At 59.7% G+C, this 24,920-nt stretch carries 22 protein-coding genes and 1 pseudogene; 20 read left to right on the top strand and 3 right to left on the bottom strand.

Annotated features, from left to right (window positions below; genetic code table 11):
- Together rsgA and EX00_RS31380 are read left to right on the top strand one after the other, a co-directional pair.
- Positions 1-666 (top strand): ribosome small subunit-dependent GTPase A (gene rsgA, locus EX00_RS01275; RefSeq protein WP_047453361.1); only part of this gene is annotated, 666 nt, incomplete at its 5' end.
- A 56-nt stretch (positions 667-722) separates the two neighbouring features.
- Complete coding sequence (locus EX00_RS31380) at positions 723-1,091, top strand: hypothetical protein (RefSeq protein WP_155293995.1); 369 nt, start codon at positions 723-725, stop codon at positions 1,089-1,091.
- Between the two features lie 165 nt (positions 1,092-1,256).
- On the opposite strand, the gene EX00_RS01270 is transcribed toward EX00_RS31380, so the two are convergent.
- Positions 1,257-2,042 carry an SDR family NAD(P)-dependent oxidoreductase gene (locus EX00_RS01270; protein WP_047453292.1) on the bottom strand — a complete coding sequence of 262 codons (786 nt, stop codon included), beginning with the start codon at positions 2,040-2,042 and terminating at the stop codon, positions 1,257-1,259.
- A 243-nt stretch (positions 2,043-2,285) separates the two neighbouring features.
- Here EX00_RS01270 and EX00_RS01265 point away from each other — a divergent pair, with 243 nt between their 5' ends.
- The 5 genes from EX00_RS01265 to EX00_RS01245 all read left to right on the top strand — a co-directional run bounded on the left by EX00_RS01265 (position 2,286) and on the right by EX00_RS01245 (position 7,536).
- Positions 2,286-3,086 carry a BtpA family protein gene (locus EX00_RS01265; RefSeq protein ID WP_047453359.1) on the top strand — a complete coding sequence of 267 codons (801 nt, stop codon included), beginning with the start codon at positions 2,286-2,288 and terminating at the stop codon, positions 3,084-3,086.
- Between the two features lie 14 nt (positions 3,087-3,100).
- Positions 3,101-4,609 (top strand): FGGY-family carbohydrate kinase, encoded by a 1,509-nt coding sequence (locus EX00_RS01260; protein ID WP_047453290.1) that lies wholly within the window; start codon positions 3,101-3,103, stop codon positions 4,607-4,609.
- Positions 4,606-5,283 (top strand): HAD family hydrolase, encoded by a 678-nt coding sequence (locus EX00_RS01255; RefSeq protein ID WP_052210618.1) that lies wholly within the window; start codon positions 4,606-4,608, stop codon positions 5,281-5,283. The genes EX00_RS01260 and EX00_RS01255 overlap by 4 nt, the downstream gene beginning before the upstream one ends.
- Positions 5,284-5,424: 141 nt before the next feature.
- Complete coding sequence (locus tag EX00_RS01250; RefSeq protein ID WP_047453288.1) at positions 5,425-6,258, top strand: DeoR/GlpR family DNA-binding transcription regulator; 834 nt, start codon at positions 5,425-5,427, stop codon at positions 6,256-6,258.
- A 216-nt stretch (positions 6,259-6,474) separates the two neighbouring features.
- Positions 6,475-7,536, top strand: a complete 1,062-nt coding sequence (locus EX00_RS01245) for a questin oxidase family protein (protein WP_052210617.1) — start codon at positions 6,475-6,477, stop codon at positions 7,534-7,536.
- Positions 7,537-7,554: 18 nt separating this feature from the next.
- On the opposite strand, the gene EX00_RS01240 is transcribed toward EX00_RS01245, so the two are convergent.
- Positions 7,555-9,237: an FAD-dependent oxidoreductase gene (locus EX00_RS01240; RefSeq protein WP_234708945.1), complete on the bottom strand. Its 1,683-nt coding sequence runs from the start codon at positions 9,235-9,237 to the stop codon at positions 7,555-7,557.
- A 185-nt stretch (positions 9,238-9,422) separates the two neighbouring features.
- On the opposite strand from EX00_RS01240, the gene EX00_RS01235 reads away from it, so the two are divergent.
- From EX00_RS01235 to atzF, 7 genes are all read left to right on the top strand, one after another.
- Positions 9,423-10,721, top strand: coding sequence for an extracellular solute-binding protein (locus EX00_RS01235; RefSeq protein ID WP_047453286.1), 1,299 nt, complete (start codon positions 9,423-9,425; stop codon positions 10,719-10,721).
- A 140-nt stretch (positions 10,722-10,861) separates the two neighbouring features.
- A complete protein-coding gene (locus EX00_RS01230; RefSeq protein ID WP_047453352.1) occupies positions 10,862-11,761 on the top strand; it encodes a carbohydrate ABC transporter permease in 900 nt (299 codons plus the stop codon).
- 4 nt (positions 11,762-11,765) lie between these two features.
- The gene (locus EX00_RS01225; RefSeq protein ID WP_047453284.1) at positions 11,766-12,587 is read left to right on the top strand and encodes a carbohydrate ABC transporter permease; all 822 of its coding nucleotides are present in this window, start codon (positions 11,766-11,768) and stop codon (positions 12,585-12,587) included.
- Positions 12,588-12,597: 10 nt separating this feature from the next.
- Positions 12,598-13,746, top strand: a complete 1,149-nt coding sequence (locus EX00_RS01220; RefSeq protein WP_047453282.1) for an ABC transporter ATP-binding protein — start codon at positions 12,598-12,600, stop codon at positions 13,744-13,746.
- 56 nt (positions 13,747-13,802) lie between these two features.
- Complete coding sequence (locus tag EX00_RS01215) at positions 13,803-14,429, top strand: cysteine hydrolase family protein (protein ID WP_080761181.1); 627 nt, start codon at positions 13,803-13,805, stop codon at positions 14,427-14,429.
- Complete coding sequence (locus EX00_RS01210; protein WP_047453278.1) at positions 14,422-15,057, top strand: cysteine hydrolase family protein; 636 nt, start codon at positions 14,422-14,424, stop codon at positions 15,055-15,057. The genes EX00_RS01215 and EX00_RS01210 overlap by 8 nt, the downstream gene beginning before the upstream one ends.
- Before the next feature lie 9 nt (positions 15,058-15,066).
- A complete protein-coding gene (gene atzF, locus EX00_RS01205) occupies positions 15,067-16,899 on the top strand; it encodes an allophanate hydrolase (protein WP_047453276.1) in 1,833 nt (610 codons plus the stop codon).
- A gap of 46 nt (positions 16,900-16,945) precedes the next feature.
- Here the strand turns inward: atzF and EX00_RS30900 are convergent.
- Positions 16,946-18,458 (bottom strand): annotated as a pseudogene (locus EX00_RS30900) (ISL3 family transposase).
- A 213-nt stretch (positions 18,459-18,671) separates the two neighbouring features.
- On the opposite strand from EX00_RS30900, the gene EX00_RS01190 reads away from it, so the two are divergent.
- The 6 genes from EX00_RS01190 to EX00_RS01170 all read left to right on the top strand — a co-directional run bounded on the left by EX00_RS01190 (position 18,672) and on the right by EX00_RS01170 (position 24,772).
- A complete protein-coding gene (locus EX00_RS01190) occupies positions 18,672-19,391 on the top strand; it encodes a FadR/GntR family transcriptional regulator (RefSeq protein WP_047453350.1) in 720 nt (239 codons plus the stop codon).
- 92 nt (positions 19,392-19,483) lie between these two features.
- Positions 19,484-19,633, top strand: coding sequence for a hypothetical protein (locus EX00_RS31375; RefSeq protein ID WP_155293994.1), 150 nt, complete (start codon positions 19,484-19,486; stop codon positions 19,631-19,633).
- Between the two features lie 87 nt (positions 19,634-19,720).
- Positions 19,721-21,229: an ABC transporter substrate-binding protein gene (locus EX00_RS01185; protein ID WP_052210616.1), complete on the top strand. Its 1,509-nt coding sequence runs from the start codon at positions 19,721-19,723 to the stop codon at positions 21,227-21,229.
- A gap of 77 nt (positions 21,230-21,306) precedes the next feature.
- Positions 21,307-22,221, top strand: coding sequence for an ABC transporter permease (locus EX00_RS01180; protein ID WP_047453346.1), 915 nt, complete (start codon positions 21,307-21,309; stop codon positions 22,219-22,221).
- A gap of 11 nt (positions 22,222-22,232) precedes the next feature.
- A complete protein-coding gene (locus EX00_RS01175; RefSeq protein WP_047453272.1) occupies positions 22,233-23,150 on the top strand; it encodes an ABC transporter permease in 918 nt (305 codons plus the stop codon).
- A complete protein-coding gene (locus EX00_RS01170) occupies positions 23,147-24,772 on the top strand; it encodes an ABC transporter ATP-binding protein (RefSeq protein WP_047453270.1) in 1,626 nt (541 codons plus the stop codon). The genes EX00_RS01175 and EX00_RS01170 overlap by 4 nt, the downstream gene beginning before the upstream one ends.
- The last annotated feature ends 148 nt before the right edge of the window (positions 24,773-24,920 follow it).

The following is a 24,920-nucleotide window of genomic DNA, read 5'->3' as shown; positions in this document are numbered from 1 at the left end:
TTCAACCCTGCAAGACTGGAACGCTACCTCATCATGGCCAACCAGGCGGGGACCACTTCGGTGGTGGTGCTGACCAAGGCCGACACCGTCGCCGATGCCGACACATTTCAGCAGCAAGCCATGGCGTTACAGCGCGGTTTGCCGGTCGTTATTTTGAATGCGCGGTCGGCAGACGCAATTCTCGCGCTGAAGCCTTGGTGCGGCGCCGGGCAAACCGTGGCGCTGGTGGGATCCTCCGGCGTCGGAAAATCGACGCTGGTGAACACCTTGGCTGGGGCGGGGTCTGAAACCCTACAAAAGACCGGAGACATCCGCGAACATGATGCGAAGGGCAGGCACACCACAACGGCGCGATCCCTGCATGCGATTGCCGGCGGCGGTTGGGTCATCGATACGCCCGGAATTAGAACGCTCTATGTGAGTGATGTTACCGACGGCATCGATACCTTGTTTAGCGAAATCACCGATCTGGCTCCGCTTTGCCGATTTCGCGATTGCACGCACGCTCACGAGCCGGGCTGTGCCGTACAGGCGGCCGTTGCCACCGGCGCGTTGGCCGCCGATCGACTGGAACGTTGGCGTAACTTGCTTGAGGAAAACCGCGGCAGAACGCCGGTGCTTACCGGGCCGCGGGGCAACAAGATTGTCCGGAAGAATAAATACTGAACGGACATCACGCCTCAGATACCCGTTCTTTCAAGGGGCTGCCATGTGGGTTGGGGGTGGCTGCATCGATTGATGACGTCCCTTGCCCAACCTTCTTCGTCATCGAAAATAAACGCCCCTCAGACTCAGATAAGAAAAACGCCGAGGCGGCGATTTGCGGCGATGCCGCAAGAGCATTCAGCCAAGTTTGTACGCTGACTATCCCATTCAATCCAACAGGCTTCAGCACTCCGCTGCAGCCAACAAGATCGGAGACTTCCATGTCTGACAAGAAAACAAGCGCTGTGGCAGCACAGCAGCCTTACGAGCCGATTCCCTTTGCCAAAAAGCACCGCATATCCGTGGAGGATGCAAAGGCTATCATTGAAAAGCACGGTTCAGACCGAAAGTCGGCCGACAAGGAAGGGCGACGCGTGAGTGTTTAACGAAGGCCCGATTCTGTAACTGTTCGGCATTGGTGCGTGGATCGAATTTCAACGTCCTTCTGATACCTCAAGAAGAATCACTTTTCAGGAGGCAAACCATTCGTCGATTCTCGTCTGATTCTGTAAGGAATGTAGGCCCGGGGCGCCCACGGACCCCGATGCCGGTCAGGTCATGTAGACGCCGCCGGTCACGTTTATGCCTTGACCGGTCATGAAGCGGGCGCTGTTCGAGCACAGGAAGACCACCACGTCGGCGACATCCTCCGGCGTTTCGATGCGCCCCAACGGCGTCTGCCCTACATATTCATTGAACACCTGTTCGGCGCTGATGCCGCGCAAACTCGCCTCCCATTCGATTTCGCGGCTTTGCATGCCAGTCTTGACGAAGCCGGGGCACACCGCATTCACCCGAATGCCGGTCGGCGCCAACTCGCGCGCGAAGGCCTGCGTCCATCCCAGCACCGCAAACTTGCTGGCCGAATAGTGTGCCAGTAGCGGCGCTCCGACCTTTGCGGCGAGCGATGCCGTGTTGACGATGCAGCCGCTTCCCTGTGCCACCAGATGGCGCCCGGCGATCTGGTTGGTGAGGAAAATGCCGCGGGTGTTGACGTCGAAGTTGAAATCCCATTCCTCGTCAGTCAGTTCCAGCGCCTTCTGCATTGTGGAGACGCCGGCATTGGCAATGACGATCTCGCAGCCTCCGATCAACGAGACCGCCTTAGCGAACGCGGCTTCGACGGATACGCGCTGACGAACATCGATCTCGACAGCCACCGAACCGCCGCCGATGGATTGCGCCGCCCGTTCTGCCGCGGCGAAGTCGATATCGGCAATCGCGATGGTCACACCCTGCGCCGCCAGCGCCCTTGCGATCGCAAAACCGATGCCGGTAGCACCGCCGGTCAGAAAGGCGCGACGCCCCTCAAGCTCGGGGAAAACGGGTTGTTGCATGGCTGCTCCTTATTGTCATTTTTTGAAAACGTATCCAACAAAATCTAACTTCGCAAATGTTTTTTTTGTTTGATTAAGTTCGTTTGGCTGTTTATGTTCCGGGCAGATGACGGGCCCGGCTCGGATGCAAAATGCCGGTCGGTCCGTGCTCGAAGCTCCCGCGCCTGTGGGGTCTATCGGACATAACAGAGGCCGCCCATGGAAATCGGGCGGTACAACATGGTGCCGCCGAAGGATTTGATAATGGTTTTTGAATGTTTTGGAGATCGCAAGAAGGCTGTCATAGCGATGGCCCATATCGGCGCCCTTCCTGGTTCGCCGCTTTACAACGCCGATGGCGGACTTCAGAAGCTGATCGATGACGTTGCCTCCGACGTCGAGAAGCTTCAGGCCAGCGGTGTCGATGCGATCATGTTCGGAAACGAGAACGATCGCCCTTACGTCTTCAAGGGATCGCCGGAGAGCATCGCGGCGATGACCGCCATCGTGCAGGCCACAAAGCCTTCGCTGAAGGTGCCTTTCGGCGTCAACTATCTCTGGGATCCGCTGTCGAGCGTCGCGATCGGCGCGGTGACAGGCGCAAGCTTCGTGCGCGAAATCTTCACCGGCCTGTTCGCATCCGACATGGGTCTCTGGCAGCCGGATTGCGCCAGCGCTGCCCGTCTTCGCGCCAATCTCGGCCGTAGTGACATGAAGATGTTGTTTAACATCAACGCCGAGTTCGCCCACTCGCTCGATCAGCGCCCGATCGCGTTGCGTGCCAAGAGCGCGGTGTTCTCGTCGGTTGCCGACGCGATCCTGGTTTCCGGCCCGATCACCGGGCAGCCGGCCAATCAGTCAGACCTGCGCGAGGTTTGCGAAGCCGTCAAGGATGTGCCTGTTTTCGCCAATACCGGCGTCAATATCGACAACATCCGCGACATCTTTTCCATGGCGCAGGGCTGTGTGATCGGCACCCACTTCAAAGTCGATGGCAATACGTGGAACGCCGTTGACGCAAGCCGCGTCAAGCGCTTCATGGATGTCGTGGAATCGTTACGCTAATACAGGAAGTTATCATGACTGCGGTCATTGGGCTGGATATCGGCACGACGTCCACCATCGGGATTCTCATCGGCCTACCGGATCGGATCCTTGCCATGGCGTCACGGCCGGTCACACTTTCCTCGCCCCAGGCCGGCTGGGCCGAGGAAAATCCTCAGGATTGGTGGGCGAATGCCTGCGCCATCATCACCGAGCTTTTGGAGGTTTCCGGTCTCGCCGCATCCGACATCACGGGCATCGGGGTGACGGGCATGCTGCCCGCCGTTGTTCTTCTCGACAGGGAAGGTGCCGTCCTTCGGCCGAGCATTCAGCAAAGCGACGGCCGCTGCGGCGCCGAGGTCGAGGACCTGCGGGCGGAATGGGATGAAGCCGACTTTCTAGCCAGGGCAGGCAACGGCATCAATCAGCAACTCGTTACAGCCAAGCTGCGCTGGATCGAAAAGAACGAGCCGGATGTGTTTGCCCGGGTCGCAACTGTGTTCGGCTCCTACGACTATATTAATTACCGGCTGACCGGCATGCGCGCGGTGGAGCAGAACTGGGCGCTGGAGGCCGGTTTCGTCAACGTCGCGACTGATGCCATTGACGACGAACTGGTGCTCCTGGCGCATATCAACCGGGACGTTGTTCCGCCAAAGCGTGCCTCCTCGGAAATCATGGGGCATGTGGATGCCCGCGGATCGGCCGAGACAAAGCTCGCCGTCGGCACGCCGGTTGTCGGCGGCGCGGCGGACATGATTGCGTCCGCCCTCGGCGCCGGCGTGATCGATGCGGGCGACGTGCTACTGAAATTCGGCGGTGCGGTGGATATTCTGACGGCGACCGACGTCGTCAAGCCGGATCCACGGCTCTTTCTCGACTATCATCTCGTGCCCGGGCTCTACATGCCGAACGGTTGCATGTCGACCGGCGGCTCGGTGCTGAACTGGTTCGCCGAAACCTTTGCCGGTGGAGAACGGGCGGCGGCACTGGCGGCTGGGCGTAGCATTCACCAGCATCTCGACGTGCTTGCCGGTAGCAAGCCGGCCGGCGCCGACGGCCTGACGATCCTACCGTATCTTCTCGGCGAGAAGACGCCGATTCATGATCCGGCGGCGCGGGGCGTGATTGAGGGCCTGACACTGTCCCACGACATTGGCCATATATGGCGGGCGCTGCTCGAATCCTATGCCTACGCGATCCGCCATCATGTCGAGGTGCTGGTCGACATGGGCCACGAACCGAAGCGTTTCCTAGTGTCGGATGGTGGATCCCAAAGCACTGTCTGGATGCAGATCGTGGCGGATGTGCTCAATGCACCGTTGCAGCGGCTTTCCGGCCATCCCGGCTCCTGCATCGGCGCGGCCTGGGCTGCGGCGGTCGGCGTGGGTCTCGAAAGTGACTGGCGTAGCGTCACCCGTTTCGTCACCTTCTCCGAGGTTCTGGGGCCAGAAGCCGAAAACATTGCCACTTACGAGGCCGGTTATCACCGCTATCGCGAGCTTTATGAGCGCGTTGCGCCGACTTGGAAGCGCCGTTCATGACGCGGACGCGATTTTCAGCCGTCGCTTGGGATATAGATGGCACGCTGGTCGACAGCGAGCCTCTGCACCATCGTGCACTGGTCGCGGCCTCGTTGGAGTTCGGCACTGATCTTCGTGATCTGCCCGACATGGCGTTTCGCGGAATCCATATGGGGAATGTATGGCTCATGCTGCGCGACAGGCTGCCGCCAACACTTCAGGAGGCCGATTGGATCGCTGCAATCAATCGCCATTACGTCGCCGGCCGGCACTCTCTCGTCGCCATCCCCGGGGCCGTGGACATTGTCCGCGACCTTCATCTTCTCGGAATACCGCAGGTCTGCGTTTCCAATTCATGTCGAGCGATTGTAGACGCCAATCTCGAGGCGCTCGGGGTAAGCTCCTGTATCGACTTCTCTATCAGCCTCGATGACGTCAGCGAGGGTAAGCCTTCGCCTGTGCCCTACCGTATGGCCGCCGAGCGGCTTGATCTGGTGCCCGAAACCGTGGTCGCGGTCGAAGACAGCAGCACGGGCGTTCGCTCGGCGCATGCAGCCGGTCTCTACGCCGTGTTCCTCAGTACCGGCGAAAATGCTGGCCACGCGGAAAACGCCCCCCTGGCGCGTGTCATCGACAATCTGTTTCTTCTCCGAGAGCTTTTGGGGACTGAACATGCGCTTTCCCCACAGGCGTGAGAAATGTGCGTCTGTACATCAATGCAAGCTCAGGCGTATCCTGAATCGCTGTTGTATGTTTGATTCGAACATACCATGTTTGAAGGGGCGGTCCCGAGGCGCTCAGACAGCTGGTGAGAACGAGAACGAGACAAGGGCCAGATGACGAGCGAGCAGTCCGCTTCGAAACCGAATGAACGTCCGAAATTCCTTGCGCAGGTCAGGCAGGCGGCGATCGTCAGCGAGATCAGTCGGGCCGGGTCCGTGACGGTCAGTGATCTCGCCCAGCAGTTGGCCGTGTCCGAGATGACGGTGAGGCGCGATCTCGTCGAGCTGGAGAAGGACGGCAGGCTGATCCGCACGCATGGCGGCGCCGTCAAGCCGGATCGCGCGCCGACAATTGCCGTGACCGACAATTTCGACGGGGAAGAGCCAGCTTTCGACGCTCGTCTTGCCCGCAACGTCTCTCTCAAGCGACGGATTGCCGCGGTCGCCGCAGAGCTGGCGAACGGGGCGCGCAGCATTGCGCTGGATGTGGGAACCACCACCTATTTTGTCGCCGAGGCATTCGCCCCGCGCGCCCAGGCCAAGATTTTCACCAACAGTATTCGCAGCGCCGGTCAACTTTCTAGCAGGGGCGTGGAAACCTATCTTGCCGGCGGCAAGATACGCAGCGAGGAAATGTCGACCAGCGGGCCTTCCGCGGTCGGCCAGTTCGAAACGCTGTGGTTCGACATCGCCTTCGTGGGGGTATCGGGGCTCACCGCGGATGGAATTTTCGACTATTCATTCGAGGAAACGGACATGAAGCGCGTCTATCTCACGCGTGCTTCCCGAAGGGTCGTGCTCTGCGATTCGACGAAGTTCGATCGCATGTCGCTGGTGCTGGTCGCCGGTCTTGGCGAGTTCAACACCCTGATTTGCGACGAGGCGCCGACGGGTGCACTCGATAGCGCCTTGAAGAAGGCAGGCGTCGAGATCATCGTCGCCCGATAAGAACCAGCGCTCCTTCGTCCACACTCTAGCCTCGTGACCGCAACGCCCACACGATTGGCGGTGAAGTGGAGTGGCCCCTGTCATTATCCGTGGCTGGCTGCCACGTTAAGCCGGAATATCGGTTGATATTTGTTACATTATGTTTGATATTGTTTATATCTTTAAAATTCAAACCGAAGACGCCCGGTGACGGGAGTTGGTGCGACAGGATCCGCGATGCCGCAGCTTGCAAATATTCCAGCATTCCAGAGTCCTGCCGATAGGCGCGCGGTTGCGTCGTTGATTGCGCAGATTGGCCGGCGGAGCGGTGAATTTCCGGTCTGTCTAGCCAATCACCTTCCAATGGTCCTTGAGGCCATGGCGCGGCTTGGCGCGTCGTCCGCACGACTTGAAGAGTATGCAGATCACTATATCCGTGTTCACGCCGTGCCCTTTCCAACTCCCGCAGTGTCGCCGCTCGACGAGGCAAGCTGGAAAGACGCGCTTGGCGACCGCGAACGCGAAGCGGACCTGCGGCTTTTCTTCGCCGGCATCATCAGTCAAATCGGTGGGCCGGCCGCGGTTCGCCGCTATGTTCCGATCCTCGCCCCCGGTGTCGCGGCATCCGCAACCCACGGGTTGATGCGCCTTGCCTATTCGCTTCTGCGCGCCGACGACAGTGAAGTCGCGAACGCACTCGGCTATTGGGCAGCCACCTATCTCGCCTATGAAGGCATCTCCTCCGATCGTATCGCGACGGTGACCGATCCACTCGCCCACCTTCTCGCCATGCGCGAGGAAGCAGCGTTTCGGGACGTTGAGGCGCCCACTCATCTGCTATGGAAGTGGATAGAGGCGATGGGAAAGTTGCCCGCGTTTCAAGATCGTCTCGGTCGTCTCGTCGCAGGCCCGGATTTTCTGGAGCAGATTCGTCCTGCTTCTCTTCTGCTCTACTCAGCCTCGATGAGTTTCGAGGCCCTGCATGCGGTGACTGGCTGCCACTGGTTGCGGCTGGTCAGCCCGTATGTCGATGAACCGCAGCAGCTTGCCGTGCACTTCTGGGAAGTCGTCCTGGCGCTCTACACCAAGATCGGCATGCCACTTCCACCATCGCCCGATGTGATCGCTGCGTGGAGCGCGCTGCCACTTCCCGATGACCAGGAGATCGCGGCAGCAGCTGTCGCATCTAACGACGAGCACGATCATTCGCTGGTCTTCTCCGCGTTCGAGGAGTACCGCCATACGGGTGACAGGCTCTACAAGGTGGTGGCCGCTCGACGCGTCGGGTTGATCGCGTAGGATCGCGACGTTTCGCGGCTAGACGCGGTCCGGCTGGAAATGCGTCGTGTCGTAGCTGTCGAGCGAGCGGTAGAAATGCTCCACCTCGGGCATGAACAGTCCACGGCAGATGCCGGAAACAAGCTTCGGCACACCCGATTTCAAGCCTGTGATGCCGTTACAGATCGGTCCCAGACTGGGCACCGCGGCGCTGTTGAACACGTGGATGTTGGCGAGCATTGGTAAGGCACCAGGCGTTTTTTCCATCAACTCGAAGGTGGATCCCAGATAGGGGTAGGCCAGAAGGTCGGCATCCTCCTCGCCCACCGCGGGAACAAAGCGATCCGCCCAAGTGGCGATCTGATCGATATGCCTCGCAAGTTCGGGTCGGCGCGATAAGTCTACGGAGTAACCCGTTCCAAGCAATAGGTGATCGAAGACGAATTCACCAGCAGTCGTTGTTACAGTGATGTCGTCGCCTGCCATGCACATGGAGCGGATTTCGGCTCCCGTGGCCAGCCGGCACTGAGGAAACGCCATGGCACGCTCGTACATCTCGTTTGTCGGCGGCGTCTTGAAAGCGAACATGCGTCGTGTGAAGCGATAGCGCGTTTGGTCATCCAGATCCGCGAAATGGTTCAGGAAGCCCGGGAAATTAGACCAGTCGAGAATTTCCGTGCGCGGAAGCGTGGGGGAGCGGGCTAGCAAGGTGACGCTGGCAGCTCCGGCTTCCAGCGCCGTCACGGCCCAATCGAAGCTCGAAGCGGCGCCACCGATGACGCCGACGCGTTTTCCCGACAAAATGCTGGGGTCGATCAGTTCGCCGCTATGTGTCCACCGCGCGCGCGACAGCGCACCGACGCCAGGTGGCACGCTCAGCCCACCGGCGCCTTCCAGCCCGGTCGCCAGCACCACCTTGCGGCACGCGATGCTGGAGCCTTGACCATTTCTCTCGACATGAAGACGGAGATGGTCTTTTTCCTGCGAGATCGACAGCAAGCGGGTATGGTTCTCGATCGAGAGCCCGATGATTGAACGAAACCATGCGAGATATGCCATCCAGGCCTGGCGATCGATCTTGTCGAGCCGTTCCCAGCTTTCTTGCCCCTCAACGGCTTCATGCCAGGCGCGGTAGGTCAGACTCGGTATGCCGAGATCCGGACCGCTGAGTGTCTTCGGCGAACGCAGGGTCCGCATTCGCGCGGTCGTCAACCACGGCCCTTCAAGGCCGGGTGGCGCCGCGTCGATCAGATGAACACGCTCGATGCCCTGCCGCTTCAATCCGAAAGCCAGCGATAGCCCCGACAAGCCCGCGCCGACGATGACGACGTCGGCAATTACATTGTCGAAAACGTCACGTCGTTCCGGCACCCAGGCACGTGGTGACGCCTCGATGCTGTCGAGATCACGCCGGACCTGTGTCTCCAGGCGCGTAAGGCCTGATGTATCCGGGGGGTCGTGCCTCGGCAATTCGGATGCAACGCTTCTGGTTGGTGGCGTCTGTGGCATGTTGACAAGACTCCGGTGTTTTTCACAGCCTACCGAACATCGAAAAGTTGTAAAGTGTTTGAATATGTTATTTTGCATCCCGCGCAAGCATTCATGGTGGGGGAGGCCTTTGTAGGGTTCATCCAATGCCGGGTTAACTGCCGCCCGAAGACATCCGGGTTTTATCAGATGTAATTGTTTGGAAACGGTCAAATAAAACAGGAGGATAAACAATTAGTATCCTTATGCCGAAAAAACCAACAGCACCGCGACTAGCCTTTAGGCACAATGCAGATCCATTAGGCAAATCATGCAAATGCGCGAAGTAAATGTTATTTTTGTGTATTTTTGTTTGACTTGAGCAAGCGTCAGGATAGTCTGATTTTCAATCAACTCCAGAACGGGAAGGGTAGGCAGTCATGGCGAAAGTTTCTTCATCATTCACGCTGAAATCGACAGGGCATGTGGTGGCCGCAGCCTTCCTGGCGCTGACGGCGACGACGGCTTACGCGCAGGCGAAGTCGCTCGATGGCGTAACCCTGACTATCGCCTCGATGAACGACGGCTTCTCAAAAGTGCTCACCGAGCTTGCTCCCAAGTTCAAGGAGGAAACCGGCGCCGATCTCAAGGTCGAGATCATGGACTACGGTACGCTCCTGACCAAGACCACCGCCGACTTCATCGGCGACACCAAGGGTTACGACCTCGTGACCATGGACGTGGTCTGGGCCGGCGCATACGCGGAGAACAAATACTCCGTCGACCTGACGGATTGGGTGAAGCGCGATGCCGCTGAGCTTGATCTCGACGACATCTATCCCGTCGCGCTGGAATCGCTCGGTCAATACAAGGGGAAGTATGTCGCTTTCCCCTTCGCCGCCTACGCCAACGTGCTGGCCTATCGCAAGGACGTGCTTGATGCGGCAGGCCTCAAGCCACCGGCCAGCATGGAAGAGCTGGTGGAAGACGCCAAGAAGCTCAACGATCCATCCAAAAAGATCTACGGCTTCGTCGCGAACGGCCAGAAGGGTCCGGCTGTGGCGCAGGACTGGATGCAATACAACAACCAGCTCGGCGGCTCGATCGTCGACAAGGACGGCCAGCCGGCGTTGAACTCGGAAGCAAACATCAAGAGCCTGGCCGTCTACAAGGAACTGTTCACGAAAGCCGCACCGCCCGGTGCCATAGAGTACGACTGGGGTGGACGCGAAGAAAGCTTCCGCCAGGGTATGGCGACGTTCATGCAAACCTGGTCGGTCGGCGCCGCCGCCTATTCCGATCCGAAAGTGTCCAACGTCGTCGGCAAGGTCGGCATAGCTGTTGCGCCCGTCGCCAAGGGCATGACGCCGCAGTATGGCGTCGGCGGCTGGGGCCTCGCGATCAACGCCGATATCGACACAGCCAAGCAGGAAGCTGCCTGGACGTTCATCAAGTGGATTACCAGCAAGAAGATCCACAAGGAATTCAATATGATGGGTGCTGGTGGCTTTATGCGCAAGAGCCAGATGACCGATCCGGATCTCCTCGCGAAGTACGACTTCCTGCCCGTGATCGCAGAGACCTACGAGCACGGCAACGGCGAATTCCGCCCGCGTATTCCTGAGTATCCCGAGATCCAGGACCTGCTTGGAACCGCGGTCAACTCCGTGCTCGCGGGCGCCGCGACGCCGCAGGACGCCCTTGGTAAGGCGCAGGAAGCCGCCAAGAAGCTGTTCTGATATCGTCTCGCGCGCCGCAATCAACCAGCGGCGTGCGAGAGCCGGGCGCTTTGTCTTGACCTGCTTGTCCGAGCCGGTCTTATCCGGTGGGAATGAGACGCCACGTAAAGGCCTTTTCTTGAATGAGCCGCAGTCCGACCATGCACTATAACTTCGCCAATCGTCGCAGGTTTTTCCTGTTCTTCATGGCCACGCCGGCCGTTCTGTACGTGGCGGTCGTCGGCCTCTGGCCGCTCGCACAGGGCATCGGCTACAGCTTCTACAAGTACAATCTTCTGCGGCCCGCACGCACCCAGTTCGTGGGCCTGCAGAACTACATCGATATCTTTTCAGATGCCACGACTCGCAAGGCGATCCTGAACACGTTCCAGTTCACCTTCTTCAGCGTCGGGCTGCAACTGGTGCTCGGCTTCGCGCTAGCCCTGCTTCTTTGGCGCGACAGCCGCTTCAATCGCACTGTGCTCGCTTTCCTTCTCATTCCCTCCACGATCACACCGCTCGTCGTCGGCCTGATCTTCAAGGCAATGCTCGGCGCGGATTACGGCATCATCGGCTTCTTTCTCTCGGAAGCGGGTATCGGGCCTCGGACCGGTCTGCTGACGGATGCCGGCACGGCGCTCTGGATGCTCATCCTGATTGATTGCTGGGAGTGGACGCCGCTGATGACGCTGATCTTGCTCGCCGGACTGAAGGCGCTGCCGGGCGATGTCTTGGAGGCGGGACGGGTAGATGGCGCGACTGCTTGGCAGCGGTTTCGCATGCTCATCCTACCGCTGATGCTGCCTTCGGTGTTCCTAGCATTGACGCTGCGAACCATGGACGCTTTCCGCGTGTTCGACTCGGTTTTCGTGACGACTGGCGGCGGTCCGAATGATGCCACCAACACGCTGATGCTGCTCGGGGTGAAGGAGGGCCTGCAGTTTTTCAATGTCGGATTCGCCTCGGCGGTCGGTAACGTCACGCTTCTGTTCATTGCGCTTATCGCCACGATGCTGCTTTTGGTGGTTCGGCGAGCCGACGTTCGGATCAACGGAAAGTAGATCAATGGCTAAGGTTTCAACGCGCCGCGTCGCTCTCGAAAGAACGACAATCCTTATCATCGCGGTCACTTTTCTCCTGCCGGTCTTCTGGTTGATCTCGACGGCCTACAAGCCATCGAACCAAATTTTCTCGGTGCCGCCACGCCTTTCGTTCGAGCCCACACTCGACCAATTCCGGCAGGCTTTCGCTATCTTCGACGTGGTCTCCCTGGTGCGCTCATCGCTGGTGATCAGCATCGGCACCACGGTGCTGTCGCTGATTCTCGGCGTTCCCGCCGGCTACGCGCTTGCCCGCTCGAGGTCCCGCTTCTCGGCCGGATTCGCCTATTTCTTTCTGGCGATCCGCATGATCCCGGCGATCGCAGCGCTGATCCCGTTCTATCTGCTGATGCGCGACATCGGGCTTCTGGGCACATGGTGGGCCGTCATCGTCTTCAACACAATGCTCAACTGCGCCTTCGTGACATGGATGATGTTCTCTTACTTCAAGGCATTGCCGCCGGATATGGAAGAGGCGGCACTCACCGATGGCTGCACGCAGATGGGCGCTTTCCTGAAGGTCGCGGTGCCCGCCGTTCGCTCCGGCGTCATCGCATGCGCCTTGTTCTGCATGATGTTTTCGTGGAACGACTTCCTGCATCCCATGTTCCTGACCACGCTTGATTCCAAGCCGATCTCGGTCGCCTTGCTGACCGCCTATGGCACCAAGGATATCACCTGGGGGACGCTCGGGGCGCTCGCTCATTTTTCAACGATCCCGATTGTCCTGATGGCGCTGTTCATGAACCGCTATTTCGTTCAGGGCGCGACAAACGGCGTACAGTAGGACTGACAGCATGGCCCAGATTTCGTTCGAAAACGTTTCGAAAACCTACCCGGGCGGCAAGGCCGCCGCGCTGATCAATTTCAACCTCAACATCAAGGACGGCGAGTTCATCGTGCTTGTTGGCCCATCGGGGTGTGGCAAGACAACGGCCCTACGCATGATTGCAGGGCTAGAGGATATTTCCGGCGGGACGCTTCGGATCAACGACACCGTCGCCAATGATCAGGCGCCGCGAGACCGCGACATTGCCATGGTCTTCCAGTCCTATGCGCTCTACCCGCACCTGACGGTCGCCGAAAACATCGCCTTTGGTCTCAAGGTACGCGGCGTCAAGGCCGACGTCATCGCGAAAAAGGTTCGGGAAACGGCTGATCTCCTGGAATTGACAGAGTTCATGGACCGCAAGCCAGCAAGGCTTTCCGGCGGTCAGCGCCAACGCGTCGCAATGGGACGCGCCCTTGTGCGCTCGCCCAACGCATTTTTGATGGATGAGCCGCTTTCGAACCTCGACGCGCGCCTACGCGGCCAGATGCGGGCGGAAATATCCCGTCTCCAGCGGATGACGGCGGTCACTACCGTTTACGTCACCCATGATCAGGTCGAGGCTATGACGATGGGCGACCGTGTCGCGGTCATGAACAAGGGCACGATCCAGCAGCTTGATACGCCGCGTCGGCTTTACGACAACCCGGCCAACATGTTCGTCGCGAGCTTCATCGGCTCGCCGCCGATCAACTTCATGGAGGCGGCAGTGGTCTCTCAGGACGGCCGCCCGGCCGTCTCCTGCGGTGATTTCATGTTGCCGCTGGGTATTTCCGGCGAGCGCTTGTCGCCGTGTATCGGTGGGAAGGTCATTCTCGGCATTCGGCCGGAGCATCTGAAAGTCGCGCAACAGCCAGGAGCGACGGGAATACTGGCCGCCGAAGCGAGCTTCGTCGAAGACCTTGGCGCCACGCTGCTTCTTCATATGGACGGCCACGGTATCGCGATCGGTCACGCAAACATGGTGGAGGACGAACGCGATCTGATGAAGACCGCACCCAAACTCAAGGCATTGGTCGACAGCAGTCACCGAATCTCGCGCGGCGACGCCGTCGCCTTCACCGTCGATCCTTCGCTCGTCCTCTTCTTCGACCCGGAAACCGGAGTGACACTGTGAGCACCACGGAGAACCAGGACTTCTGGCCGCTCGGCGGCCCGGTCGACAAGGCGCGCATGGCGCTGATCATTATCGATATGCAGGTGGATTTCTGCGCCCCTGGGGGCTGGATCGACCAGCTTGGGGAGGATGTCACCAATACCCGCGCCGTGATCGGCCCGATCAGCGAAGCCCTGTATGCGGCACGCGCCGCCGGCATCGCCGTCATTCATACACGCGAAGGACATATTGGCGATCTTTCCGATCTTCATGCCAACAAGCAGTGGCGGACGCGTGTCCACGGCCTCGGCATCGGCGACAGCGGCAAGAACGGTCGCATCCTCGTTCACGGGGAGCCCGGTTGGCAGATCATCCCGGAACTGGCGCCACAGCCAGACGAACTCGTCATCAACAAGCCGGGAAAATCGTCTTTCCACCGCACGGAACTTGCCGCTGAACTGGAAAGACGCGGCATATCGCGGTTGGTGGTCGCGGGCGTGACTTCCGATTGCTGCGTCCAGTCGACTGTTCGCGATGGTTATGAGCACGGCATCGAGTGCGTCTTGCTCGAAGATTGCACGGCAGCCGTCGAAAGTCGCAATCACGAGGCGACTCTCGAAATCCTGAAGGCCTACGGCGGGCGATGGGGCGGTGTTTCCAACCGCGCGGCGTTTTGCGACATGCTGGAGAAGGCAGATGGTTGAGATGAGCAAGGCATCCTTCGAGCCGATCGCCGCCAAGCCATATCTTTGGCCGTTTGACGGCAATTGGTCGGCCACCGATACCGCATTGCTGCTGCTCGGCTTCCAAGAGGCGCCGGTTGTCACGCTGGACGCCGGTGCCGAACTGTCGGTGGCGCTCCGCCTGCTCGAGGCCGCGTCGGCCCTTGGGGTGACGATTGTCGCTGCCCGTCGTGGCTACGGTCCTGATGAAAATCCGATCGCCGCTCGCAGGCGCTTGCTTGGCGATCCCATTCCCGAACGCGGCAGTGCCGATTGGACGTTAAGCGCGCGCCTTGTGCCGCCGCCGGACGCCATCGTCGTCGATTGCGCCGGCGACAATGCCTTCTTCGGCACCGGCCTCGAAGAGACGTTGCGCCAACGCGGCATCCGCAATCTTCTCGTCACCGGGCTGCCGACCGAAGGTCTTGTGCACGCGACCCAGCGCGGGGCGAACGATATGGGTTTCGAATGCCTGGCTGTTGCCGATGCCTGCAAGGGCACCTCGCAAGCGCGCCACGACGCCCAACTTCGTATCACCACCTTCGGCAACGGCCTTTTCGGCACGGTCGCCACGTCAGCCGACATTCATTCGGCCCTCAGCAGTCTTTAGGAGCACATCATGTCCGCAATGCCTTGGTCCGATGCAACCGGCAGCCTTGATCTCATTGCCCTGACGAAGGGCTATGCCAGCGGCGCGTTGACGCCAACCCGCGTTATCAATGCGATATACGATCGCATTGCCGCCCGTGGCGAAGACCACGTCTGGATTCACCTTGTTTCGCGGGAGACGGCACTCGACGCCGCCAAGGAACTGGAAGCGCAGGGTTATGACGAACGTCCGCTCTGGGGCATTCCTTTTTCGGTGAAGGACTGCAACGACATCATCGGCCTGCCGACCACCAATGCGCTGAAGGAAGGCGCCTATATCGCAACCTCCAGCGGCCAGGCGCTCGATCGCATCTTCGATGCCGGCGCGCTTCTGATCGGCAAGACCAACATGGACCAGTTCGGTATCGGTCTTGTCGGTATGCGCTCGCCCTATGGCGCCTGCTCGTCGGTGTTCGACGACCGCTTCATCTCCGGTGGTTCGAGCTCCGGTTCCGGCGTCTCGGTCGCCGCCGGGCTTTGCAGCTTCTCGATCGCCAACGATGCCGCCGGCTCTGGCCGCGTCCCGGCCGGCTTCAACAATATCGTTGGTATCAAGCCGACGCCGGGGCTTGTCAGCAACGCCTGTGTCTCCGGTGGCGGCTGCGTCAAGACCATCGAGACGCTTTCGGTCTTTTCGCTGACGGTCGAAGACGGCATGAAGGTGCTCGATCTCATCGCCGGCTACGATTCATCCTACCCGTTCTCCAAGCCGGAAGCCGATGCGGTGCCACTGACCCCGGTCGCTCCACCACCGCATTTTCGCTTCGGCGTGCCGGCCGGTGCCGCGCTCCGCTTCTTCGGCGATACGGAAGCCGAACGTCTGTTCAACGAAGCGATCGCGCGGCTGATCGCCATGGGCGGCGAAAAGGTCGAAATCGATTTTACGCCGTTCGAAGACGCCCAGCGCATTCTCTATGAGGGACCCTGGATTTCCGAGCGGGCGCTCAGCCTCGACACCGTGCTTGCCAAACATGGCGAGGCGATCCACCCCGTCACCCGCCAGATACTATCTCGATCCGGCAATTTCTCCGCGGTGGACACCTTCGCTGCGATCCACCACATCGCCGAACTGAAGCGCGATACGCGTGCCGTCTGGCAGGACATTGCCGTGATGATGGTGCCAACGACGCCAACGATCTACACCAAGGAAGAGATCGCCGCGAATCCGATCCAGCTCAATAGCAACCTTGGCATCTACACCAACTTCGTCAATCTGATGGGCCTGTGTGGCATCGCTGTGCCGAATGGTTTTCGCGAGGATGGCCTGCCGCTCGGCGTAACCTTCCTCGCGCCTGGGTTCGAGGAGGCGCGTGCCGCCGGTATCGCGGCAGCCTTTCACAAGGCGACCGGCCTCAACCTCGCAAAGTTCGAAAATTCCTATCCGGATGCCGAAGAGCCGGCATTGCCCGATGATTATCGGGAGATCGCCGTCGTCGGCGCGCATCTGTCCGGCATGCCGCTCAACGGTGAACTGAAAGAGCGGGGCGGCTTCTTTCGGCGGACAGCTGGGACCACAGAAGACTACCGCCTGTTCGCGCTAACGGGCACCGTGCCCCCGAAACCCGGCCTTATTCGCGTCGCCAAAGATGGTGCATCCATTGCTGTCGAGGTCTGGGCGCTGCCGGTTGCCGGCTTTGGCGATTTCGTCGGGCGCATTCCGGCACCGCTTGGCGTCGGCAAGGTTTCACTCAACGATGGTTCGATGGTCACCGGGTTCCTGTGCGAGACAGCCGCAACAGAAGCTCAGCCGGACATCAGCGCATACGGTGGTTGGCGCGATTACGTTACAAGGGAGAGCCATTGAACCCCCTTGTAGAGTGAAATTGGGGGCTGACGCAATCTCGATGACATCAGGGTGCTCCGACGATACGTGCCTCAAGCAAATCGAGTTTCCCGCGCCCGTACGTCTGGCGCTTGATGAGTTTCAACTTAGTGATCTGGCCCTCTGTCTGGCCGTTCGACCACACTGAAGTTATTGCATTCTGAACTGCTGCTCTGTCGCGGATAACGCCGTTTGCGAATGAGGCGACCAAGCTTCTTGCTGCGCGGTCGATCCAAGCCTGCAGATCATCTTTCAACTTGCAGCGCAGCAATCGTAAAAGCTCTCGACGACATCCCTGGCCTCGACAAGGTCCGGCAATTGCTCCTCGATTGCGGCAACCGTCATCGTTTGAGCCTTGGTCAAATTGTTGCGTTCAAGGGTCATCAGGCGGGCGATGGTGCGTGCGCCCGGCGCGTGGCCGAGCCCGTTCTCAGCCTTTTCGGCCTGCCTTCGTCGTGTTGCCCATTCCGTGACAACACGGAGACCTCCGCCAAACCCAGCCAGTCGAAGCTGCCGCCACAGTTCAGCGCCGTTTCGTGATCCGGCATCCCATTATGCTTCAAGCCACGGCAGGTGTGGTTCCAGCGAAGTTTGCTGGACTCGGAAGATGTCGGTCCGTTGACCACGAACAACGCTGCGAACCAGCTTCCGGCTGTGCCCGGTTCTGCGCACGATTTCCTTGATGGGCACGCCTTCGCCGACGAGCCCACGAATGACAGCGTTTGCCTCTTCACGTCGCAGATATCCCTCGTATTGCAAGCGCTCGGCGGCAGTCAGAAGCTTAGGATTTACGCTTGCTGTGCCGACTGCCGTGCGGACCTGCCGCATCGACTTGCGCACAGCGTCGAGAAAGGCGTGGCTAGCGTTCTCCATCAGATGCAGCGGTCGGCGACTTGATCGGCATGTGGCAGGGCCTGTGTGGCGGCCTGCGCATATCTGCCGCCGCGGTCTCGTGCGACGATCTCGATCTGGGGCTGCTGGACCAGGTCTTGGCAGTCGCCGGTTCCCGGTCGGGCAGCAAGACGATCGCCTTTCGCCGCTCAAGGTCGCAGATGATCGTGCGATGCCGATAACGCTCGGCGGCGTTGGCGGCAGGCGATCATACCGGCGAACGGTTCGAAGCAGCGTGTCATTGCTAACCGGAAACCCGAGACGATCTACGAACCGTGCTGCCGGACGACCACCCAATGCAAGAGCGAGATGGCGATCAAGGTGTCCAGACGTGCTGTCCGGCGGGCCATGGGGCGGACTATGTCATCACCGAAACGCTCGGCGAAAATCTTTCGGCGGCAATGGTCGGCACTACAGACGAAGCGTCGGACGGTCAGGTGCAATTCGATCCTTCGACCCGCACACGGCAGATCGGAAATCATCCGAGGGTAGCGACTATGAACACGATGGGAGGTCGTACCGCATTCGGGACACCTGCAATCTCGGGACTTACCATATGTGACGACGACGATCACGTCGGGTCTGTGATGCACTGCCTCCACGTTCAACTTGGCAGGGATCAGATCGGAAAGCCGAAAATGGGCTCGCATGGCGCTGATTCTCCTTCAGAAACCAGGCCAGTGGAATCCAAAACATCATCGAGAATGAGTCAGACCCCGCATTCGATGCCGAATCAGCCTATGGGAAGCCGGGCAAGCCCCATGCCATCGAACGCCGCGCCGTTGTTCTGGTTAATCGTTCGCAATACGCTTAGGTATATGCTATCATCATACGATGAATTCCGGATGATTGTAGGAGGGCAGATGTCTGAACTGAAACGTCCGCGTGGCCGCAGATCTTTGTCGGCAGGGGTTGAAGACGCACTTCGAGCGCAGATTGATGCAGGCTATTATGCGTCCGGAGACAAGTTGCCTACAGAGCCTGCGTTGGTCGATAAGTTCGGTGTGAGCCGGACCGTAGTGCGTGAAGCGATGGCGGCATTACGTGCAGATGGTCTCGTCGAGCCCAGGCAGGGCTCGGGCGTCTTCGTGATCGGTCCGCGGCAGGGCGATGCGGGACTTCGGTTATTCACGGGCGAAACGGACAAAATCTCTGACATTATCGAAGAGCTGGAGCTTCGCATCGGCATCGAAGTGGAGGCGGCCGGCCTTGCGGCGGCGCGCAGCTCTCCGGCGCAAGAGGCTGAAATTCAGGAGCAGGTCCAACGTTTTTCGCGTCTCGTTGCGGAAGGAAAACCGACGGACGAGGCCGATTTCCAGTTCCATATGGCCATTGCCACGGCGACCAATAACGCCCGCTTTCGCACGTTCCTCGAACATGTCGGGCGGCGCATGATTCCGCGCGTGAAGTTCCGTACGGTCATGGGTGGAGTGGACCCTCTGCCCAACAGGGACGCTCCCATTCTCGACGAGCATCGAGAGATAGCGCAGGCTATCCTCGCCCGCGATCCCGATCGCGCGCGCGAGGCGATGCGGCGCCATCTTGTCACGGGCATCAAGCGCTACCGCTCTTTAACGTTGTGAGAAGCTGCGCTGAAAAAGGATGAGGCCGGTTGACTCATCGTGAAAGTCATAATATGAATTTTCTTCGATGGCTTTCAGCGTGGGAGGAGACGATGGAAAGTGTTCTTCATTACGGTCTTCTTCCCTTTGCGGCGCTTCGCCATCGCAAGGCGAGCGACGTCGTCTCCATCATCAAGGTCGATGGTCGATATCGGCCCCTCGCTACTCGGGCGAGGAGCGTGAAATGCTGCGCGCGCGGCTGATGTGAGCACGGGGCGGGCGCCCGAAGATCGGTGCCGCTGACACAATCATGACTTGATCATCATCGTTTCACTTTGGGAGGAGTGCAAATGGCAATAAAGTCTATTCGTTTCGTCGCAGGCGCGATGGCTATAGCCGGTTTCGCCGGGCATGCCACGGCGCAAAACACCTCCGAAATCAATATCGTCCTGCCGGAGCAGCCGGCGAACCTTGAGCCATGCGGCACCATCATCACCAATGTCGGCCAGATCCTGAGCCGCAACGTTGTCGAGCCACTTACGGTCATCGATCCGGCAAGCGGTCAGGCCGCGCCCAGCCTAGCGACTGAATGGACGCAGACCGATCCGAATACATGGAGGCTTAAGCTGCGCGAAGGCGTGAAGTTCCAGGATGGTGTCGCCTTCAACGCCAAAGCTGTCAAGTTCTCGATCGAGCGCATGACCGGCGGCAAGGTAACCTGCAGCAATATCGCCAAATTCGGCGCCGCCAAACTCACAGTGGCGGCGGTCGACGACCTGACGGTCGAGATCAAGTCGGATACGCCGCAGCCGATTCTGCCGACGCTGCTCAGTGTGGTCATGGTCGTCTCCCCGAACACGCCAGCAGACAAGGCGGTCAACGATCCGATCGGCACCGGCCCCTTCAGACTTGCGAGCTTCACGCCCCAGACGGTTGTACTGGACAGTTTCGATGGTTATTGGGGCAAGAAGCCGGCCATCACCAAGGCCAGCTATGTCTGGCGTCCGGAATCCTCGATTCGTGCAGCGATGGTCGAAACCGGCGAGGCCGACCTGACGCCGTCCATCGCGATCCAGGACGCGACCAATCCGGAAACGGATTTCGCCTATCTTAATTCGGAAACGACTGCGATGCGCATCGATGCCGGGTTTGCTCCGCTTGACGATGTCCGTATTCGCAAGGCGCTTAACCTTGCGATCGACTGGGAAGGTCTTGCGCAGCTCTTCGGAGACGACACCAAACGTGCCTCGCAAATGGTTGTCGTCGGCATCAACGGACACGACGACAAGCTCGCGCCCTGGACTTTTGATGCCGAGAAGGCACGCGCGCTTGTTGCCGAGGCAAAGGCAGCCGGCGTCCCCGTAGAAACTGAAATCGAGCTGATCGGCCGCAACGGCATCTATCCGAACGGCACGGAAGCCATGGAAGCCATGATGGCCATGTGGCAGGACGTCGGCCTGAATGTGAAGCTCACCATGCTGGATGTGAACGATTGGCTGCGTTACCTGCAGAAGCCGTTTCCGGAAGGCCGTGGTCCGAACCTGCTGCAGATGATGCACGACAACAACAAGGGCGACGCTGCATTCACCATTCCGATCTTCTATACCTCGAAAGGCAGCTATTCCACGGTAAGCGATGCTGCGCTCGACAAGGAGATCGCCGGTGCCATGTCGGCCACTGGAGGGGACCGCACGGCCAGGTTCAAGGCGATTTTCAGGAAGGTGCATGACGAACTGGCCCTCGACATCCCGATGTTCCACATGATCGGATACACCCGTGTCGGCACGCGTCTTGACTGGAAACCGGACATAACGACCAACAGCGAGATTCCGCTTGCAAATATCGGCCTCAAGAACTGAGCCGCAATATGCCGGCGAGCGTGGAAGAGCCTTTCCGCGCTCGTTTGAACTCCAGGTAAAACCAGAGGTTCCGCATGATGTTCGGCTATATCGGCCGGCGGGCGTATCATAGCATAATATCGCTGATCGGTCTGCTGACACTCGTCTTCTTCCTCACACGCCTGACCGGTGATCCGTCGGCGCTCTATCTGCCGCTCGATTCCAGCCTTGAGGCGCGAGAAGCCTTCGCGCGGCTGAACGGTCTGGATCAGCCCATTCACATACAGTTCCTGCAATACCTGCAGAATCTGCTGTCGATGGATTTCGGTCAGTCGCTACGCCAGAACCGGTCCGCCATCGAAATAGCGCTCGAAGCCTTTCCGGCCACGTTGAAACTCGCTTTCGTCGCAATGACGCTCGCAACGGTGCTCGCCATCGTCGTGGGAGCTTTGGCGGCTGCCCGGCCCCGCAGCTTGTTTGACCGTATCGCCGGCCTTGTGTCGCTGGCCGGTGCCAGCACGCCGGATTTCTGGATCGCGATCGTTGGGATTCTCGTCTTTGCGGTTGGGCTCGGGTTGTTACCCACGTCTGGCACGGGTACTGGCCTGCATTGGATTATGCCGATCGCTGTGCTGATGCTACGCCCTTTCGGTCTTCTGGTGCAGGTGGTCCGCGGCACAATGATCTCCGCGCTCGCCGCGCCCTACATCAAGACGGCTCATGCAAAAGGCATGAAGCGCGGCAAGATCATCTTCGGTCACGCCCTGAGGAATTCGTTGCTTCCGGTCATCACGGTGGCGGGGGATCTGGCCACAGGACTGATAAACGGGGCCGTTGTCGTCGAAACCATTTTCGGCTGGCCGGGCATAGGCAAGCTGATGATCGATTCCATCATCCAGCGAGATTTCGCCGTCGTGCAGTCGACGATCCTCGTCACCGCCATCGCCATCTTCATCGTCAACATCGCGATCGACCTGCTGTATGTCACGCTCGATCCGCGCATCCGGTATTGAAGGAGCGGACCATGGCCGATGTGACGGTGGTATCCGTGAAGTCGCCCGGCAGCCTCCGGCAGCTGGCCATTTATCTTGCGCGCGACAAGCTGGCGCTGTGCGCGGCGCTCTTCCTGCTGGTGCTCGTCGCTTGCGTTCTGGTCGGGCCGCTTCTGGTGGGTGATCTCGCCGGCAAGCTCGGGCTGCGGCAGCGCAATCTGGCGCCGTTTTCCTTGGAGCATGGTTTCATATACATCCTCGGTGCCGATACACTTGGGCGGCCCATTCTGGCACGGCTGATCGTCGGGGCGCGGAATACGCTCGGCATCGCCGCCGCCGCCGTTTTCTGCTCCATGGTCGCGGGCGGCATCCTCGGGCTGATTGCTGGATATTCCGAGCGCTGGTACAGCCATGTCATTCTGCGTCTGGCCGACGTGATCATGAGTTTCCCGTCGCTGCTTCTGGCGCTGATCGTGCTTTACACGCTCGGCCCCAGCATGACGGACCTGGTCATCGTCCTGGCAATCACGCGTATGCCGATCTTCGTCCGCACGGCGCGAGCCGAGGTGCTGGAATTGCGTGAGCGAATGTTCGTCAGCGCGGCGCGCTCCATGGGCGCCGGCACCGGGCGCATCCTCTTCCGGCACATAGCGCCGCTCGTGCTGCCGACATTGGTGACGATAGCGGCTATCGATTTCGCCACAGTCATCCTGGCGGAATCTTCCTTGAGCTTTCTCGGACTCGGCATTCAGCCCCCGGACTTCACCTGGGGCGCCATGGTTGCGAATGGCCGCGGCTATTTGGCATCAGCGTGGTGGATTGCCTTCTGGCCAGGTCTCGCCATCCTGCTGACGACCCTTTCTCTCAATATTCTCGCCAGTTGGGCACGGACTGTTGCCGATCCGTTGCAGCGCTGGCGCCTGCAATCGCTGCGAAAGGCCCCGCGATGACCCCGTCGGACAAGCCCATTCTTAAGATCGACAACCTGACGGTCGATTTCCTGTCTGAAGGCGACCCGGTTCGTGCCGTCGATGGCGTGTCCTTCGATGTCTGCCCGGGGGAAACCCTGGTGATTCTCGGTGAAAGCGGCTCCGGCAAGAGCGTCAGTACTGGGACCGTCATGGGCCTTATCGACTGCCCGCCGGGCGACATCGTTTCCGGCTCGCTGATTTTCGACGGAACCGATCTGTCCCGGCTCGACGAAGAGGGGCGGCGCCAGTTGAATGGGCGACGCATCGCCATGATCTTTCAGGATCCGCTGGCCTATCTAAACCCTGTCTACACCGTAGGGCGACAGATCGCCGAAGTCTTCGAAAGTCATGGTGGCGTCGGAGACGGTCCTGTGCGAGACAAGGTCGTCCACCTGCTGGAACGCGTTGGTATTCCGGATGCGGAAAGGCGGATCGACTATTATCCGCACCAGTTTTCCGGCGGCCAGCGCCAGCGTGTAATGATCGCGATGGCAATTGCGCTGAAACCGGATATTTTGATCGCCGACGAGCCGACCACGGCGCTGGATGTGAGCGTCCAGTCGCAGATCCTCGAATTGTTACGGGACCTGCAGCGCGAAACCGGCATGGCGCTGATCATGATCACCCACGATCTTGAGGTTGCGGCGGCCATGGCGGACCGGATCATCGTTATGAGTGGCGGCAAGGTGGTCGAGAGCGGTCCTGCGCAGGACATTTTCATCAATCCGGGTCATGCCTACACGCGCCGGCTGATGTCGGCCATGCCGCATGCCGGTTCGTCGCCGAAACAGCGCACCGAGCTCAAGGGTGAAATCCTGTTGCAGATCGAACACCTGAGCAAGCATTATATGCTCGGTTCCGGGCCTTTCTCGCCCAAACGGGAATTCCGGGCCGTCGACGACGTCAGTTTTACTGTCCGCCGTGGAGAGACGGTAGGCATTGTGGGAGAATCCGGTTCAGGCAAGTCCAGTATCGCGCGCATGCTGCTTCGGCTGAACGATCCGACCTCCGGCAAGGCGCTGTTTGCCGGAGAGGACATCTTCAAGCTGGAGGGAAAGGCCCTGAATGGCTTCCGTCGTCGGGTACAGATGGTGTTTCAAGATCCGTTTGGCTCGATGAACCCACGCATGAACGTGCGCTCGATCATCTCGGAGCCCTGGGCCATCCATCGAGACATCCTGCCCCGGCGGCGCTGGAACGACAGGGTCGTGGAACTCTTGGAACTTGTCGGTCTGAAAGCGGAGCACGCCGACCGTCATCCGCACCAGTTTTCCGGGGGGCAGCGCCAGCGGATCGCGATTGCCCGCGCGCTGGCCAGCGAACCGGAATTGATCGTCTGCGACGAGGCGGTCTCCGCGCTCGACGTGTCGATCCAGATGCAGGTCATCGCACTGCTGGCCGATCTTCGCAGCAGGCTGAGCCTTTCCTACGTCTTCATCACGCATGACCTGCTAATTGTACGCGAGTTCGCCGACCGGATACTGGTGATGCAGCAAGGCAGGGTCGTGGAGGAAAGCAATACGGAGATGCTATTCGAGTGCCCGAAGCACGACTACACGAAATCGCTGCTAAATTCCGTGCCCCGGCCGAAGTGGGCATGACGAGGTAACGCTTCTTCACTCGTTTCCCGTGAGCGCAGCGATGTTCACGTTTGGCCGAAGCCTCAATTCATCGACACCTTTAACCTTTGACTGGTGAGATGACCGGATTGACCACGTTCGGTGAATCTGGCTTCCAGATGAGACAGAT

The organism is Martinezella rhizogenes (assembly GCF_000799715.1).
In the GTDB taxonomy this organism is placed as follows: domain Bacteria; phylum Pseudomonadota; class Alphaproteobacteria; order Rhizobiales; family Rhizobiaceae; genus Rhizobium; species Rhizobium rhizogenes_C.
This window is presented reverse-complemented; position numbering and strand designations above follow the sequence as displayed.